Annotated in this window: 13 protein-coding genes; 3 read left to right on the plus strand and 10 right to left on the minus strand. The window is 52.5% G+C overall.

Annotation, left to right across the window (positions count from 1 at the left end; genetic code table 11):
• Positions 1 to 170: 170 nt before the first annotated feature.
• A complete protein-coding gene (locus EO763_RS19205; protein ID WP_161529912.1) occupies positions 171 to 1082 on the minus strand; it encodes a LysR family transcriptional regulator in 912 nt (303 codons plus the stop codon).
• Between the two features lie 119 nt (positions 1083 to 1201).
• Between EO763_RS19205 and EO763_RS19210 the strand changes: the two genes are divergently transcribed.
• Positions 1202 to 2203 (plus strand): zinc-binding alcohol dehydrogenase family protein, encoded by a 1002-nt coding sequence (locus EO763_RS19210; RefSeq protein ID WP_161529913.1) that lies wholly within the window; start codon positions 1202 to 1204, stop codon positions 2201 to 2203.
• Between the two features lie 54 nt (positions 2204 to 2257).
• Here EO763_RS19210 and serA read toward each other — a convergent pair whose 3' ends face one another.
• Positions 2258 to 3490, minus strand: a complete 1233-nt coding sequence (gene serA, locus EO763_RS19215; protein ID WP_161529914.1) for a phosphoglycerate dehydrogenase — start codon at positions 3488 to 3490, stop codon at positions 2258 to 2260.
• A gap of 294 nt (positions 3491 to 3784) precedes the next feature.
• Positions 3785 to 4444: a ribose-5-phosphate isomerase RpiA gene (gene rpiA, locus EO763_RS19220; RefSeq protein ID WP_010300543.1), complete on the minus strand. Its 660-nt coding sequence runs from the start codon at positions 4442 to 4444 to the stop codon at positions 3785 to 3787.
• 226 nt (positions 4445 to 4670) lie between these two features.
• Here rpiA and EO763_RS19225 point away from each other — a divergent pair, with 226 nt between their 5' ends.
• Positions 4671 to 5564: a LysR family transcriptional regulator ArgP gene (locus EO763_RS19225; protein ID WP_161529915.1), complete on the plus strand. Its 894-nt coding sequence runs from the start codon at positions 4671 to 4673 to the stop codon at positions 5562 to 5564.
• Positions 5565 to 5655: 91 nt separating this feature from the next.
• On the opposite strand, the gene EO763_RS19230 is transcribed toward EO763_RS19225, so the two are convergent.
• The 7 genes from EO763_RS19230 to tkt all read right to left on the minus strand — a co-directional run bounded on the left by EO763_RS19230 (position 5656) and on the right by tkt (position 14302).
• Positions 5656 to 6381 (minus strand): oxidative stress defense protein, encoded by a 726-nt coding sequence (locus EO763_RS19230; protein WP_103861989.1) that lies wholly within the window; start codon positions 6379 to 6381, stop codon positions 5656 to 5658.
• Between the two features lie 218 nt (positions 6382 to 6599).
• Positions 6600 to 7214 carry an arginine exporter ArgO gene (gene argO, locus EO763_RS19235; protein ID WP_014916729.1) on the minus strand — a complete coding sequence of 205 codons (615 nt, stop codon included), beginning with the start codon at positions 7212 to 7214 and terminating at the stop codon, positions 6600 to 6602.
• Between the two features lie 182 nt (positions 7215 to 7396).
• Positions 7397 to 8266, minus strand: a complete 870-nt coding sequence (gene mscS, locus EO763_RS19240; protein WP_161529916.1) for a small-conductance mechanosensitive channel MscS — start codon at positions 8264 to 8266, stop codon at positions 7397 to 7399.
• A 260-nt stretch (positions 8267 to 8526) separates the two neighbouring features.
• On the minus strand, positions 8527 to 9603 hold the full coding sequence (gene fbaA, locus EO763_RS19245; RefSeq protein WP_039487408.1) for a class II fructose-bisphosphate aldolase: 1077 nt from the start codon (positions 9601 to 9603) through the stop codon (positions 8527 to 8529).
• Between the two features lie 137 nt (positions 9604 to 9740).
• Positions 9741 to 10904, minus strand: coding sequence for a phosphoglycerate kinase (gene pgk / locus EO763_RS19250; RefSeq protein WP_010300564.1), 1164 nt, complete (start codon positions 10902 to 10904; stop codon positions 9741 to 9743).
• Between the two features lie 72 nt (positions 10905 to 10976).
• Entirely contained in the window at positions 10977 to 11993 is a 1017-nt protein-coding gene (gene epd, locus EO763_RS19255) for an erythrose-4-phosphate dehydrogenase (protein ID WP_161529917.1), read from the minus strand.
• Positions 11994 to 12307: 314 nt separating this feature from the next.
• Positions 12308 to 14302 carry a transketolase gene (gene tkt, locus EO763_RS19260; protein WP_161529918.1) on the minus strand — a complete coding sequence of 665 codons (1995 nt, stop codon included), beginning with the start codon at positions 14300 to 14302 and terminating at the stop codon, positions 12308 to 12310.
• Positions 14303 to 14711: 409 nt separating this feature from the next.
• Here tkt and loiP point away from each other — a divergent pair, with 409 nt between their 5' ends.
• A complete protein-coding gene (loiP, locus tag EO763_RS19265) occupies positions 14712 to 15464 on the plus strand; it encodes a metalloprotease LoiP (protein ID WP_161529919.1) in 753 nt (250 codons plus the stop codon).
• The last annotated feature ends 18 nt before the right edge of the window (positions 15465 to 15482 follow it).

The following is a 15482-nucleotide window of genomic DNA, read 5'->3' on the forward strand; positions in this document are numbered from 1 at the left end:
AATAATGCCACGCAGAACAAACCTTTTATAAAAAAAAGCAAAAAGGAACCAATATTGTTATCGGCATTTTCAGCCTAAAGCGTACCTAAAATAAGTTGATAGAAATCACGTTTCAATAAAAATTAAAAAACAACTAAAAAAATGAAACAAGAATATTATAGGCACGACCATCAGAGCTGCTTTTTCAAAAACGTTGAGTAATCATCCAGCGCACGATGTTGTAAAACAAAGTCGATAAAACACGCCAGTGCGGGCGAATTCAGTTTACGGCTAGGGTAGACCAGATAAAGCTCGTTGGCTTCCGCCTGCCAATCCGGCAAGACCCTGACCAGATTGCCAGAAACCGCCTCATCCCGACAGAGAAAATCCGGCAGTAGCGTAATCCCCGCCCCTGCGATGGCGCACTCGCGGGCGTAAAGCAGGTTATCCGTAATATGCGAATCGGGCAGTAACCAGCGATAGAGTTCCGAACCGCGATGAAGGAGCCACTCCGTCCAGGCATGATGCGCAATGCAGCGGTGCTGCTGAAGCTGCTGCGGGTGGAGTAATGCCTCGTGCCGCGCCAGATAGTCAGGCGATGCCAGCAAATATCGTGGGGTCTGCCCAAGTGAACGCCCGATAAGTGAAGAGTCATGAGGCTTACCGGTACGAAAAGCGACATCAAAGCCTTCCTGCACCAGATCGATCACGTCATCTGAAATCAGTACATCCAGCGATACCGCCGGAAAGCGTTGCTGAAACTCGGCGGTGAGACGCGCCAGCAACGTGGAACCTAATCCCGCCGGGCTGGTGATACGCAGCCGCCCGCTGGGGTTATCACGCAAGCGCTGCACGGCAAGATCGGCACGCTCACTGGCTTGCAGCATCTCCTGACAGTGAATCAGGTAGCGCTCGCCTGCAAACGTCAGATTGAGCTGGCGCGTCGTTCGGTTCAGCAACCGCAGGCCAATCTGCTGTTCGAGCTGGCTAATACGCAGACTCAGACTGGATTTTGCCAGCCCGGCTTTACGCGCCGCCTGTGTAAAACTGCCACACTCGGCCACCAGCGCAAACAGCGCCATATCCTGTAACTGTTTAAACATGATTGTTCAGTCCAGACGAACACTGCATTATTTATTGTCCATCTTATCAGTCCTATCTCCGTGTTCTACACTTTGCTCTATTAACAAGACCGTATTCTGAAAATAATGAGGAACAGACCATGACCGCTCATGCGATAGCCGTTGATCCACAACAGCCAGATCATTTCATTGCCATCACCCAGGACATCCCCGAACCCGGTGAATACGATCTGTTGATCGGCGTAAAAGCCATTTCCGTCAATCCGGTGGATACCAAGGTTCATGCTGGATTGCGTCAGAATGGATTACAGCAGCCCCGAATTCTCGGCTGGGATGCCAGCGGTGTCGTGCTGAAAACTGGCAGCGCTGTGAACGACCTTCAGGTAGGCGATGAAGTCTGGTACGCTGGCGACATCACCCGTCCCGGCAGCAACACCACCCATCAGTTAATTGATTCACGCATCGTGGCACGCAAACCTGTGTCTTTGGACTGGGCAGCGGCGGCCGCACTGCCGCTCACGGCGCTGACCGCATGGGAAGGCTTGTTCGAGCATCTGAAAATACAGCAGGCTGACAGCGAGAAAACGCTGTTGATTATCGGTGGCGCAGGTGGTGTAGGCTCTCTCGCGATTTCTCTGGCGGCATTGCGCAGTTCGGTGAACATCATCGCCACCGCGTCACAGCCGGACTCGGCAGAGTGGTGCCGCCAGCGCGGTGCCCATAAGGTCGTCGATTACCGTAATCTGGTCGAGTCTCTGGAAAAAGAAGGGATCAAACAGGTCGATTACATTTTCTGTCTGAACGATACAGACGGCCACTGGGATGCCATCAGCAAACTGATCGCGCCGATGGGGCACATCTGCACCATCGTGGAAAACAAAAACCCGCTCGATCAGACGGCGCTGAAACTCAAAAGCGCGGCGCTGCATTGGGAATTAATGTTTACCCGCAGCATGTTCACCACGCCGGATATCGCGGCACAAGGGAGTATTTTGCACGAAGTCGCACAGTTGGTTGATGCAGGAAAACTTCAGGGAACCGCCAGCGAAACGCTGCAAGGGTTAACGGTAGACACGCTGAAGCAGGCTCACGGTAAAGTGCTGGAAGGGCATATGCGCGGCAAGATCGTTATCGCGCTGTAATAACGCAATCAGCCCCTTTCGGGGCTGATTAATAACGCACGAATCAATCACACATCAGAACAGCAGACGGGCACGAATGGTGCCAGGAATTGCCTTCATCAGTTGCAGTGCCGTTTGCGCACCGTCAGTTTCAACATCAATCACCACATAACCAATTTCAGGTGTCGTTTGCAGATACTGCGCGGCGATGTTAATGCCCTGCTCAGCAAAGATCTGGTTAATTTTGGTAATCATGCCAGGACGGTTTTCATGGATGTGCAGCAGGCGACTTGCGCGTGCGCCATGAACAGGCAGCGACACTTCTGGGAAATTCACCGCAGACAGCGTAGAGCCGTTGTCTGAATATTTCGCCAGCTTACCGGCGACTTCATCACCGATATTTTCCTGCGCTTCCTGCGTGGAACCACCGATATGTGGCGTCAGCAGCACGTTATCAAACTCACACAACGGTGACAGGAACGGATCGCTGTTGGTTGCCGGTTCCTGTGGGAATACGTCAATCGCCGCACCGGACAGATGCTTGCTTCTCAACGCGTCACACAGTGCAGGAATATCAACCACCGTACCGCGAGCGGCGTTAATCAGGATTGAGCCCGGCTTCATCAGCGCCAGCTCTTCCGCCCCCATCATATCCTGCGTGCTGTCATTTTCTGGCACGTGGAGGCTCACCACGTCGCTCATATTCAGCAGGTCGGACAGGTGGCGCACCTGCTGAGCATTACCCAGCGGCAATTTACTTTCGATATCATAGAAGTAAACGTGCATGCCCAGGCTTTCAGCCAGAATACCTAACTGGGTGCCGATATGGCCGTAGCCGATGATCCCCAGCTTTTTACCGCGTGCTTCAAACGATCCCACAGCCAGCTTGTGCCAGATACCACGGTGCGCTTTCGCGTTGGCCGCTGGGATACCGCGCAGCATCAGCAGCATTTCGCCGATCACCATTTCTGCCACGGATCGGGTATTGGAAAAAGGTGCGTTAAATACCGGGATACCGCGTTTGGTCGCGGCCGACAGCTCAACCTGATTAGTCCCGATACAGAAACACCCTACCGCGATCAGTTTTTCCGCAGCAGCAAAAATCTCTTCTGTCAGATGGGTACGCGAGCGGATACCCACAAAATGCGCATCACGGATGGAGGCTTTCAGCGCCTCTGGATCCAGTGCACCTTTATGGAACTCGATGTTGGTGTAACCCGCTGCACGCAGGTTATCCAGCGCGCTCTGATGCACGCCTTCCACTAACAGAAACTTAATCTTGTCTTTTTCCAATGATACCTTTGCCATTTCCCGACCTTATTTTCAGACTTCAAATGTGACAGAGTGCTCAATAGCTTCTGCCAACATAACAAAAATTACGCAGTCAGCAATACAAACGATTGCTTCGCCCAAATCGCGCCACAGACGAGCGCGCCTGATTTATGGCAAAAAATATTGCCAAAGATGTGCATCGCCATATCGGCGATAAACAAAATAAGAAAATGTGATATTAAGTACCAAAAATGAGCTATTAACTAAATAGATTTTTTTAGCTAAAAAATTTCTGACGTGGGCGTCCGCCACGTCAGAACGATCATGTACTCATCTAACGACGGTTTTTACACCCTCAGCCGTACCGACTAACGCAACATCTGCACCGCGGTTGGCGAACAGCCCAACGGTCACGACGCCTGGGATTCCATTAATGTGGTTTTCTACCGCGACCGCATCCATGATATTCAGGTTGTGTACATCCAGAATGACATTGCCGTTATCCGTCACTACGCCCTGACGATAGACCGGCTGCCCGCCCAACTTCGCCAGTTCACGCGCCACGTAAGACCGCGCCATCGGGATGACTTCGACCGGCAGCGGGAATTTGCCCAGCACGTCAACCTGTTTGGATGCATCAACAATGCAGATGAACTGGCGCGACAGTGCTGAAATGATTTTCTCGCGGGTCAGCGCGGCTCCACCGCCTTTGATCATCTGCATGTGCCCGTTGATCTCATCCGCGCCATCCACGTAGACATCCAGCGAATCCACATCATTAGCGTCAAAAACGGGGATACCCAGACTTTTCAACTTTTCCGTTGAGGCATCCGAACTGGAAACCGCGCCTTTGATTTGATGTTTTATCGAACCCAGCGCATCAATAAAGTGTGCGGCCGTCGATCCGGTTCCTACTCCCACAATGGTGTCTGGGCGGACGTAGTCGAGCGCTGCCCATCCCACTGCTTTTTTCAGTTCATCTTGCGTCATAATCTGCTTCTGGCCTGTAGAATCGATATACGAAAACGTGTGCGTATTATAGAACATGCTTATTGGGGAAAGCGTGCAAATTCACCTCACCGCCGATGCATTATTTCACACATACCGTGCTGAATCGTGATTGCACACAACAGCCAAAATAAGATTTCTGCATGGCAAATCAGCAAAATGTGGCATAGTGAAAAAAACAGACTCATTCAGGGGATTTTGACTTTTCATGAAACGCCCGGACTATCGAACGCTTCAGGCTCTGGATGCCGTCATCCGCGAGCGTGGTTTTGAACGCGCTGCCCAAAAATTGTGTATTACCCAATCTGCCGTTTCGCAGCGTATTAAACAGCTGGAAAATCTGTTCGGCCAGCCGCTGTTGGTCAGAACCATCCCGCCCCGGCCGACGGAACAAGGGCAGAAGCTCTTGGCTCTGCTGCATCAGGTCGAGCTGCTGGAAGAAGAGTGGCTGGGCAATGAAACCAGCAGCGACATTCCGCTGCTGCTGTCGCTGGCGGTGAACGCCGACAGCCTGGCAACCTGGCTGCTGCCTGCGTTACAGCCGGTGTTGGTCGATTCACCCATTCGTCTTAATTTGCAGGTAGAAGATGAAACGCGCACGCAGGAAAGGCTGCGCCGGGGTGAAGTGGTCGGTGCGGTGAGTATTCAATCTCAGCCGCTGCCAAGCTGTCTGGTAGATAAACTGGGGGCACTGGACTATCTGTTTGTCGCGTCGCCGACTTTTGCCGCCCGCTATTTCCCGAATGGCGTAACGCGTTCGGCGCTGCTGCGTGCCCCTGCGGTCGCCTTCGACCATCTGGATGACATGCATCAGGCTTTCTTACAGCAGAACTTTGATTTGTCACCGGGCAGCGTTCCTTGCCACATCGTGAATTCGTCGGAAGCGTTTGTACAACTGGCGCGACAAGGCACGACCTGCTGCATGATCCCACATCTGCAAATCGAAAGAGAACTTGCTAATAACGAGTTAATCGACCTCACGCCGGGGCTGTTTCAGCGCCGGATGCTCTACTGGCACCGCTTCGCGCCGGAAAGTCGGATGATGAGGAAAGTGACGGACGCCCTGCTCTCACACGGTCATCAGGTACTGCGGCAGTCATAACGTACTGAGAAAGTATAAAGAAGAACAGGCCTGTCTGAGCAGGCCTGTTGGTATCATCAATGGTTTACGCAACCCTGTTTTAGCGCGAACATTACTGCGTACGCAGTAGCTCAAACACGACATCCACCTGATCGTCAAAGTGAATGGTTTGCTGTTCATAGGTTTGTGCCGCTTCGCTTTGCACCGCTGCATCTGCCGTTTTAAACATCCGTGCCATTGGCATCGGCTGATAGTTGGCAACGTGATAGCGAACGCTGTAGATCGGCCCCAGTTTGGCGTTGAAGCCCTGCGCCAGTGCTTCCGCCTGACTCGTCGCCTGCTCGATGGCTTTCTTACGCGCATCATCACGATAGGTTTCTGGGTTAGCAACACCTAATTCTACCGTGCGAATCTCATTCAACCCCGATTTCAGCGCCCCATCCAGCAGCTCGTTCAGTTTATCTAGCTGGCGCAGCGTCACTTCCACCTGACGCACGGCACGATAGCCTTTCAGCACCGAACCACCCGTTTTCAGATAGTCATATTCTGGCTGCGTACGTAAATTGGCGGCATTAATATCTTTTTTCTCAATGCCGTTTTTACCCAGAAAATCAAAATATTGTGCAACGCGGGCATCGACCTGCTTTTTCGCTTCCGCCGCATCCTTCGATGACACACTCACTTCAATCGCCAGACGCGCGATATCCGGCGTTGCGTCTACGCTGGATGTCCCTGACGTCACGATATGCGGGCCATCCGGCAATTCCGCAGCCTGCGCAGCTATCGACACACCGCCAAATCCTATCGCAGCGGCCAGCGCCAGTGCATTGAGCTTCATCATACCTCGCTTCACACTCTCTCCTTACTTATGTTTCGTCACGCATGCCGCTGGCAGATTGTCTGTGCCAATAGATTGTCTGCACCAACACGGACTCTTCCAGAATGAAAGAGACAGGACGGATTGCTTTACCGACCAACATAACGCATTACCAACTCCATACAATATAGGTGAATTTCTGAAACATAGCCTAAGGGGAGGTTATTTATTTCCAACCATTATTGCCAACCGTGACGCGCCAGTTGCAAAGCAATGCCCCACATCACTACGCCGACAAAAAAGTTGATGACCCGCTGTACCCGCGGCGTATTCAGCCACGGCGCCAACCAAGAGGCCAATAGCGCCAACGCAAAGAACCAGGTGAAAGAAGCCGTCATCGTCCCCAGCGCGAACCAGCTTCGGGCATCGTCCGCAAACTGGCTTCCCAGACTCCCGAGCACCACAAAGGTATCCAGATAGACATGCGGATTCAGCCAGGTCACCGCCAGCATGGTCGCAATAATGCGCCAGCGGCTTTGTTTCATCACTTCCGCACTGGCCAGCGCAATATTCTTGCTGAAGGCCGTTTTCATTGCTCCCCAGCCGAACCAAAGCAGAAACGCAACACCGCCCCAAGTCACGGCCCCCAGTAGCAATGAGGACTGACTAAGCAACGCACTGCCGCCAAAAATACCGGCGGCAATCAGCACCATATCGCTCAAGGCACATAGCAGTGCCACCATCAGGTGATACTGCCGGCGAATTCCCTGATTCATCACAAACGCATTCTGTGGCCCAAGAGGCAGAATCATCGCCGCCCCTAACAGAACGCCTTGTAAATAGACCGCCCACATACTTCTCTCCTACCCGTTTATTGTTGTCGCGGGGGAGTGTATGGAAGCTGATTAGATAAGTGAAATTGAATATTCTAACGCTACATTAGCTACGCTAATGCACTGAAATGAGAGGACGATCTCTGGACATGCACCATGCCGATAAAGACATGGTGCATGTCTGGTAAAATATACCAGTGAGTTTACTCTGGCTGTTTCGCTTCGGGTCGTACGTTATCGTCGCTATGCAGGTGCACATCCATCTGCGGATAAGGAATGGCAATATGGTGCTCATCCAGCACGCGTTTAAAGCTTTCCAGCAGATCCCAATACACCGCCTGCGCGTTGCCATTGGTTGTCCACACCCACACCACAAAATTCAGCGATGACGCTGCCATTTCATTCAGGCGAATCGTGACGCCCTTGTCGTGCTGGATGCGTTCATCCGCCGCGACAATATCGCCCAGCAGCTTTTTCACCACGTCGATGTCGGCGTCATAGGCAACGCCGACAATAATTTCGGTGCGGCGATCCGGTTCACGCGAGCTGTTGATGATGTTGCCAGCAATGATTTTGCCATTCGGGACTACGATGATTTTGCCGTCAGACGTGCGCAACGTCGTCGAGAAGATTTGTACCTGTGTGACAGAGCCAGACACGCCGCCCAAATCCACCCATTCGCCGGTACGGAAAGGCCGGAAAATCACCAGTAAAACGCCCGCGGCAAAGTTGGCTAACGACCCCTGTAATGCCAAACCAACAGCCAAGCCCGCAGCACCCAATACCGCAATCACCGATGCCGTCTGCACGCCAACCCGGCTCAATACCGCAATCAGCGTGAACGCGATAATGCCATAGCGCACCAGCGCAGACAGAAAATCTGCCACGGTTGAATCGATAGAACGGTTGATCATCACTTTATTGAGGGTGCCGGAAACGATCCGAGCGATCACCAGACCAACGATGAGGATCACTAATGCTGCGACGATATTCACGGCATACTGCAAAAACAAGTTCTGGTGTGTCACCAACCAATCTCCTGCCTGATCCAACCCCGTATTAAGTTCTTCCATTTGAACGCTCCTGTTTTTTAATCACTGGGAAAGCATAACGTCCATAACTGAAACCGCAACATTGAGTCCCCAAAGCCCCAAAAATTAAGGCTCCCGTAGGAGCCTTAGCATCAAATCATGTTTATACCCGTCATACTTCAAGCTGCATGTACGTTGGCTTTCCTCGCTCCCCCCAGTCACTTACTGATGTAAGCTCCAGGGGACTCACTGCGTCGCCGCCTTCCTGCAACTCGAATTATTTAGGGTATACGTCGTCTGACTTACAGCACATCAACAGCATTAAGCTCTTTGAAGGCTTGTTCCAAACGAGTCACCATGCTTGCCTGAGAGGCACGCAGCCACACACGCGGGTCATAGTATTTCTTGTTCGGCTGATCGTCGCCTTTCGGGTTGCCCAATTGGCCTTGCAGATATGCTTCGTTTTCTTTGTAGTATTTCAGGATACCTTCCCACGTTGCCCACTGGGTATCGGTATCGATGTTCATTTTCACTACGCCGTAGCTAACGGAATCTTTGATTTCCTGAGCGCTGGAACCAGAACCACCGTGGAACACGAAGTCCAGACTGTTGTGCGGCAGGTTATGTTTCTTGGAAACATATTCCTGAGAATCACGCAGGATGGTCGGGGTCAGCTTCACGTTACCCGGCTTGTATACGCCATGCACGTTACCGAAAGAGGCAGCGATAGTGAAACGTGGGCTGATCGCGTTCAGCTTGGTGTACGCGTAGTCAACGTCTTCTGGCTGGGTGTACAGCGCAGAAGCATCCATGTGGCTATTATCCACACCGTCTTCTTCACCACCGGTGCAACCCAGTTCGATTTCCAGGGTCATATCGATTTTGGCCATACGCGCCAAATACTTAGAGCAGATCTCGATGTTCTCTTCCAGAGACTCTTCAGACAGGTCGATCATGTGAGAAGAGAACAGCGGTTTGCCCGTCGCCGCGAAATGTTTTTCACCCGCGTCCAGCAGGCCGTCGATCCACGGCAGCAATTTCTTCGCGCAGTGGTCTGTATGCAGAATCACTGGCACGCCATAATGTTCAGCCATTTGGTGCACATGATGAGCGCCAGAAATCGCGCCCAAAATTGCCGCCTGCTGACCTTCTGCTTTCAGGCCTTTACCGGCGATAAATGCTGCACCGCCGTTAGAGAACTGAACGATGACCGGCGCACGCACTTTGGCTGCGGCTTCCAGCACAGCATTGATTGAGTCGCTACCGACACAGTTCACTGCTGGCAAAGCGAATTTGTTTTCTTTTGCTACTGCGAAAACTTTCTGAACGTCATCACCAGTGATGACACCGGGTTTTACGAAATCAAAAATTTTAGACATGTTACGTGTCCCGTTTCGTTGGCCGTGGAGGGGTTAGAGAAATCGATGTTAAATCGACAGGCTGTCTCGACACGAGATTGCGAACATCACATATCGAGACAACCACAGGAAAGAGGAAAAGCACCCCTTACCTTAAATTATTGCTTGGCACGCTCTTCCAGCATAACCACTGCTGGCAGTTTTTTCCCTTCGACAAATTCGAGGAATGCGCCACCACCGGTAGAAATGTAGGAGATTTTATCTGCAATACCAAACAGATCGATCGCAGCCAGCGTATCGCCGCCACCTGCAATAGAGAACGCGTCGCTATCTGCGATAGCACGAGCGATGGTCTCGGTTCCTTTACGGAAATTAGGGAATTCAAAGACGCCAACCGGGCCATTCCACAGGATGGTCTTGGCATTCTTCAGAATTTCAGCCAGACGCTCGGCGGATACATCACCCAGATCCAGAATCTGTTCTTCGTCTTTGATTGCTGTAACAGACTTCAGCGTTGCAGCTGCAGTTTCAGAGAATTCTGACGCAACACGCACATCGCTCGGTACTGGAATATCACAGGTTTCCAGCAGCTTTTTCGCTTCAGGAATCAGGTCAGCTTCGTACAGGGATTTACCCACGTTGTGGCCTTGTGCGGCAACGAAGGTGTTGGCGATACCGCCACCGACGATCAGTTGATCGGCGATTTTAGACAGGGAATCCAGTACGGTCAGCTTGGTAGAAACTTTAGAACCACCAACGATAGCGACCATCGGACGGGCTGGTTCGCTCAAGGCTTTACCCAGCGCTTCCAGCTCACCAGACAGCAGCGGGCCCGCACAGGCGATAGTGGCAAATTTACCCACGCCGTGAGTTGAAGCCTGCGCACGGTGTGCCGTACCGAATGCGTCCATTACGAACACATCACACAGCGCCGCGTATTTTTTGGACAGGACTTCGTCGTCTTTTTTCTCGCCTTTGTTAAAGCGGACGTTTTCCAGTACAACCAGCTCGCCTTCGGCGACATCAACACCATCCAGGTAATCTTTCGCCAGACGTACAGGAGAAGACAGTTTCTCTTTCAGGTAGTCAACGACAGGCAGCAGAGAAAACTCTTCGTTGTACTCGCCTTCGGTCGGGCGTCCCAGGTGGGAAGTGACCATAACGCGAGCGCCTTGTTTCAGGGCGATTTCGATGGTCGGCAGAGAGGCACGGATGCGCGCATCAGACGTCACTTTCCCTTCTTTTACTGGTACGTTCAGATCCGCACGAATAAGAACACGTTTACCAGCCAGATCCAGATCGGTCATCTTAATTACAGACATGGTGAATCCTCTTGTTGATTCTCTTTTAAAGTTGCTTGAGCGAGATAGCGACCCTAGATCGCCACCGTCGTACTAGAAACCGCTGGCCGCCATCGCCCGTGTTGTATCCAACATCCGGTTGGCAAAGCCCCATTCGTTATCGCACCAGACCAATGTTTTAATCAGATGCTGACCACTGACCCGTGTCTGCGTGCCGTCGACAATGGCACTGTGCGGATCGTGGTTAAAATCAGCCGACACTAACGGCAATTCAGTATAATCAACTATACCACGAAACGACTCATGCGCTGATTTTTGCAATAGTGCGTTAATTTCATTCACATTTACGGCTTTCCTGACGCTCACGCTCAGGTCAATTGCCGTGACGTTAATCGTCGGCACTCGCACCGAGATCGCTTCAAAACGATCGACAAACTGCGGAAAAATACGGGTGATCCCCGCCGACAGTTTAGTATCTACCGGAATGATCGATTGGCTGGCGGCTCGTGTACGCCGCAGATCGTGATGATAAGCATCGATCACCGGTTGATCGTTCATCGACGAGTGAATCGTCGTCACCGTACCATTCTCGATACCAAAGGCATCATCCAGCAGTTTGATGACCGGGATAATGCAGTTGGTCGTGCAGGACGCATTGGAAACGATGCGATGCCCGCTTTCCAACTGATGGTGATTGACGCCAAACACCACCGTGGCATCCAGATCCGTCGTTCCCGGATGAGAAAACAGCACCTTCTTCGCACCTGCCGCCAGATGAGCTTCCCCATCTTCCCGGCTACCGTAGACGCCGCTGCAATCCAGCACGATATCGATACCGAGTTCTCGCCAGGGCAATGGCTGAATCACTGCCTGATGCAACAAACGAATACAGTCCTCACCGACATAAAGCTGGTCACACTCCTGACGCACATCCCACGAAAAACGGCCGTGACTGGAGTCGTACTTGAGCAAATGCGCCATGCCTTCCGCGCTCGCCAGCTCGTTAATAGCCACAACGGTAATCTCGGCTCGGCGGCCTGATTCATACAACGCACGTAAAACACTGCGGCCTATGCGGCCAAAACCGTTTATCGCAATACGAATCGTCATGGCGTTCCTTGTGATTCCTTGTGTCATAGCAGAGTTACCCAGCGCATAGGATATACCCTTCTTAGACACCAGAGAACCCCTGGAGAAACGCCGTCAGCACAACAACTGAAACGCTTCAGCTAGAATAAACGAATTAACGCATAAAAGAAATATTCTCGTTTGGCACACGCCAGAAGAGTGACCTGCGTCATAAAAATGAAAAAGCCGCGATCGGGGGACAAACAACGCGCATCAAGAGGTAGGTTAAGTTAAAGATGAAAAAAAGCCGCCAGCGTTAGCTGACGGCTTCTCATATCGAGATTAACGCGGCGTAATTACTTCAGCAGCGCCTGCGCTTTTTCAACGACGTTATCGACAGTGAAGCCGAATTCTTCGAACAGCAACTCAGCCGGAGCCGATTCGCCGAAGCTTGTCATGCCGACGATCGCGCCGTTCAGGCCGACGTACTTGAACCAGTAGTCCGCAATACCCGCTTCAATCGCTACGCGTGCCGCTACCGCTTTTGGCAGCACCGCTTCACGGTAGGCTGCATCCTGCTTGTCGAACGCATCCGTTGACGGCATGGACACTACGCGCACCTTGCGGCCTGCGGCGGTCAGTTTGTCATACGCGCCGACAGCCAGTTCAACTTCAGAACCAGTCGCAATCAGGATCAGCTCAGGCTGGCCGTCGCTGTCTTTCAGCACGTAACCGCCTTTCGCCACGTTCGCCAGCTGTTCAGCGGTACGTGGCTGCTGTGCCAGATTCTGACGGGACAGGATCAGCGACGTCGGGCCGTCCTGACGCTCGATGGCATATTTCCACGCCACTGCGGTTTCCACCTGGTCTGCCGGACGCCAGTTGCTCATGTTTGGCGTCACGCGCAGGCTGGCCAGTTGTTCAACCGGCTGGTGTGTCGGGCCGTCTTCGCCCAGACCGATGGAGTCGTGGGTGTAAACGTAGATGCTGCGGATTTTCATCAGCGCAGCCATGCGTACGGCGTTACGCGCGTATTCCACAAACATCAGGAAGGTTGCGGTATACGGTACAAAGCCCCCGTGCAGCGCAATCCCGTTGGCAATCGCCGTCATGCCGAATTCACGCACGCCGTAGTGGAGGTAGTTTCCCGCGTGGTCTTTATCCAGCGAGACCGAGCCGGACCAGATGGTCAGGTTGCTCGGTGCCAGGTCGGCAGAGCCGCCCAGGAATTCCGGCAGTAGTTTGCCGTAGGCTTCCAGCGCGTTCTGTGAGGCTTTGCGACTGGCGATTTTCGCCGGATTGGCCTGCAAATCGTCGATAAATTTCTGCGCGTCTGCCTGCCAGTTGGTTGGCAGTTCACCGCTGGTACGGCGTGTGAATTCGGCAGCCAGTTCCGGGTACGCGCTGGCGTAGGCGGCAAACGCCTCATCCCAGGCCGCTTCCTTACGCTGACCGGCCGGTTTAGCATCCCAGGCAGCATAAATGTCAGCTGGAATATCAAATGGCGCGTGCGTCCAGCCCAGCTGTTCGCGGGAAGCCGCGACTTCTGCATCACCCAGCGGTGCACCGTGGGAATCATGCGTACCGGCCTTGTTCGGAGAACCGAAACCAATCACGGTTTTACACATCAGCAGCGACGGCTTGTCAGTGACAAGCTGGGCTTCACCGATAGCGCGCTTGATAGCGTCCGCATCGTGACCGTCCACGCCACGCACTACGTGCCAGCCATAGGCTTCAAAGCGGGCAGCAGTGTCATCGGTAAACCAGCCTTCAACGTGACCGTCGATGGAAATGCCGTTGTCATCATAAAACGCGGTCAGTTTGCCGAGCTTCATGGTGCCTGCCAGCGAGCAGACTTCGTGGGAAATCCCTTCCATCATGCAGCCGTCACCCAGGAAGGTGTAGGTATGATGGTTAACAATCTCGTGGCCCGGACGGTTGAATTGTGCTGCCAGCGTGCGCTCGGCAATCGCCATACCCACGGCGTTGGCAACACCCTGACCCAGCGGGCCGGTGGTGGTTTCGACGCCGGCGGTGTAGCCGTATTCAGGGTGACCCGGCGTTTTGGAATGCAGTTGACGGAAGTTTTTCAGTTCTTCAATCGGCAGGTCGTAGCCGGAGAGATGCAGCAGGCTGTAAATCAGCATGGAAGCGTGGCCGTTGGACAACACGAAGCGGTCACGGTTGGCCCAGTTAGGGTTAGCCGGATTATGGTTGAGATAATCGCGCCACAGCACTTCGGCGATATCGGCCATGCCCATCGGTGCACCCGGGTGACCGGATTTGGCTTTCTGCACCCCATCCATGCTCAGCGCGCGGATAGCATTGGCAAGTTCTTTACGAGAGGACATGCTTGACTCCAGATCGGATTGAACGACTGCCCTTCTTGTATAACCACTAAAATCAATAAGTTAAACAAGAATGACAAAGTAAATATAATTACAAATGTACATGAAAAGTAGAGGGAATGCACATGGAACCGTGAGCAAAAAACAGGGATTTGTCGGCTGACGAATCAATGGCGGTTCTTTTGCCAATTATGCAGTTGATTACAACGCTATACGCCAGGTTTTCTAGTGGGTTCGCCTTTATCAACCTCGCCTTTTTGGAACGCACCAAAGCAAAATTCATCATCGGCGGGATACGAGAAAACCTACAAATCAGATTTTCTGATCTATTTCTCTACGCGGTTTTCGGGTAGGTTATAGCCGTTTTTCTTTCGTATTAAAAAACAAACACAATCGTAGGGAGATGATTTTTATGGCTATTCGTTCTTCTGTACTGGCGCTGTGTGTCGCAACCTTGCTGACCGGCTGCCAGAACTTAAACACCAGTACCTTAATGCAATCCGGCGCACAGGCTTTCCAGGCGGCAACACTCAGCGATGCTGATGTTAAATCGCTCAGCAATCAGTCCTGTGAGCAAATGGATAAAGAAGCAAAGATTGCCCCTGCCGACAGCAAATACACACAGCGCCTGAATAAAATTGCAGATGCACTGGGTCATGACATCAGCGGTACACCCGCCAACTATAAGGTTTACCTGACAAAAGACGTTAACGCCTGGGCAATGGCTAACGGCTGCATCCGCGTATACAGCGGCCTGATGGATATGATGAATGACAACGAAGTAGAAGGCGTTCTCGGCCATGAAATGGGCCACGTTGCGCTGGGGCACACCCGTAAAGCCATGCAGGTTGCCTATGCGGCGACTGCCGCACGTACCGCAATCGCCTCTGCGGGCGGCGTAGCAGCCTCCCTGTCACAATCTCAGTTAGCCGACCTGGGAGAAAAATTGGTTAATTCCCAGTTCTCTCAAGCTCAGGAAACGCAGGCCGATGACTATTCCTTCGATTTGCTGAAGAAACGCGGCATCAAGCTGGAAGGTCTGGCAAGTAGCTTTGAGAAACTTGCCAAACTTGATGCAGGCCATGAAAGCAGCATGTTTGATTCCCATCCTTCATCGGAAGGACGCGCCAAACACATTCGTGAGCGTATCGCTGCCGAGAAGTAATCACACACGCTGATTACT

It is taken from the genome of Pectobacterium odoriferum, assembly GCF_009931295.1.
Taxonomy (GTDB): Bacteria; Pseudomonadota; Gammaproteobacteria; order Enterobacterales; family Enterobacteriaceae; genus Pectobacterium; species Pectobacterium odoriferum.

What these genes read in the sequence shown, in the direction of transcription:
- EO763_RS19225 (WP_161529915.1), top strand. Translation starts at nt 4,671, where the DNA reads ATGAAACGCCCGGACTATCGAACGCTTCAGGCTCTGGATGCCGTCATC.
- tkt (WP_161529918.1), bottom strand. Translation starts at nt 14,302, where the DNA reads ATGTCCTCTCGTAAAGAACTTGCCAATGCTATCCGCGCGCTGAGCATG.
- EO763_RS19230 (WP_103861989.1), bottom strand. Translation starts at nt 6,381, where the DNA reads ATGAAGCTCAATGCACTGGCGCTGGCCGCTGCGATAGGATTTGGCGGT.
- loiP (WP_161529919.1), top strand. Translation starts at nt 14,712, where the DNA reads ATGGCTATTCGTTCTTCTGTACTGGCGCTGTGTGTCGCAACCTTGCTG.
- argO (WP_014916729.1), bottom strand. Translation starts at nt 7,214, where the DNA reads ATGTGGGCGGTCTATTTACAAGGCGTTCTGTTAGGGGCGGCGATGATT.
- serA (WP_161529914.1), bottom strand. Translation starts at nt 3,490, where the DNA reads ATGGCAAAGGTATCATTGGAAAAAGACAAGATTAAGTTTCTGTTAGTG.
- mscS (WP_161529916.1), bottom strand. Translation starts at nt 8,266, where the DNA reads ATGGAAGAACTTAATACGGGGTTGGATCAGGCAGGAGATTGGTTGGTG.
- EO763_RS19205 (WP_161529912.1), bottom strand. Translation starts at nt 1,082, where the DNA reads ATGTTTAAACAGTTACAGGATATGGCGCTGTTTGCGCTGGTGGCCGAG.
- fbaA (WP_039487408.1), bottom strand. Translation starts at nt 9,603, where the DNA reads ATGTCTAAAATTTTTGATTTCGTAAAACCCGGTGTCATCACTGGTGAT.
- epd (WP_161529917.1), bottom strand. Translation starts at nt 11,993, where the DNA reads ATGACGATTCGTATTGCGATAAACGGTTTTGGCCGCATAGGCCGCAGT.
- EO763_RS19210 (WP_161529913.1), top strand. Translation starts at nt 1,202, where the DNA reads ATGACCGCTCATGCGATAGCCGTTGATCCACAACAGCCAGATCATTTC.
- pgk (WP_010300564.1), bottom strand. Translation starts at nt 10,904, where the DNA reads ATGTCTGTAATTAAGATGACCGATCTGGATCTGGCTGGTAAACGTGTT.
- rpiA (WP_010300543.1), bottom strand. Translation starts at nt 4,444, where the DNA reads ATGACGCAAGATGAACTGAAAAAAGCAGTGGGATGGGCAGCGCTCGAC.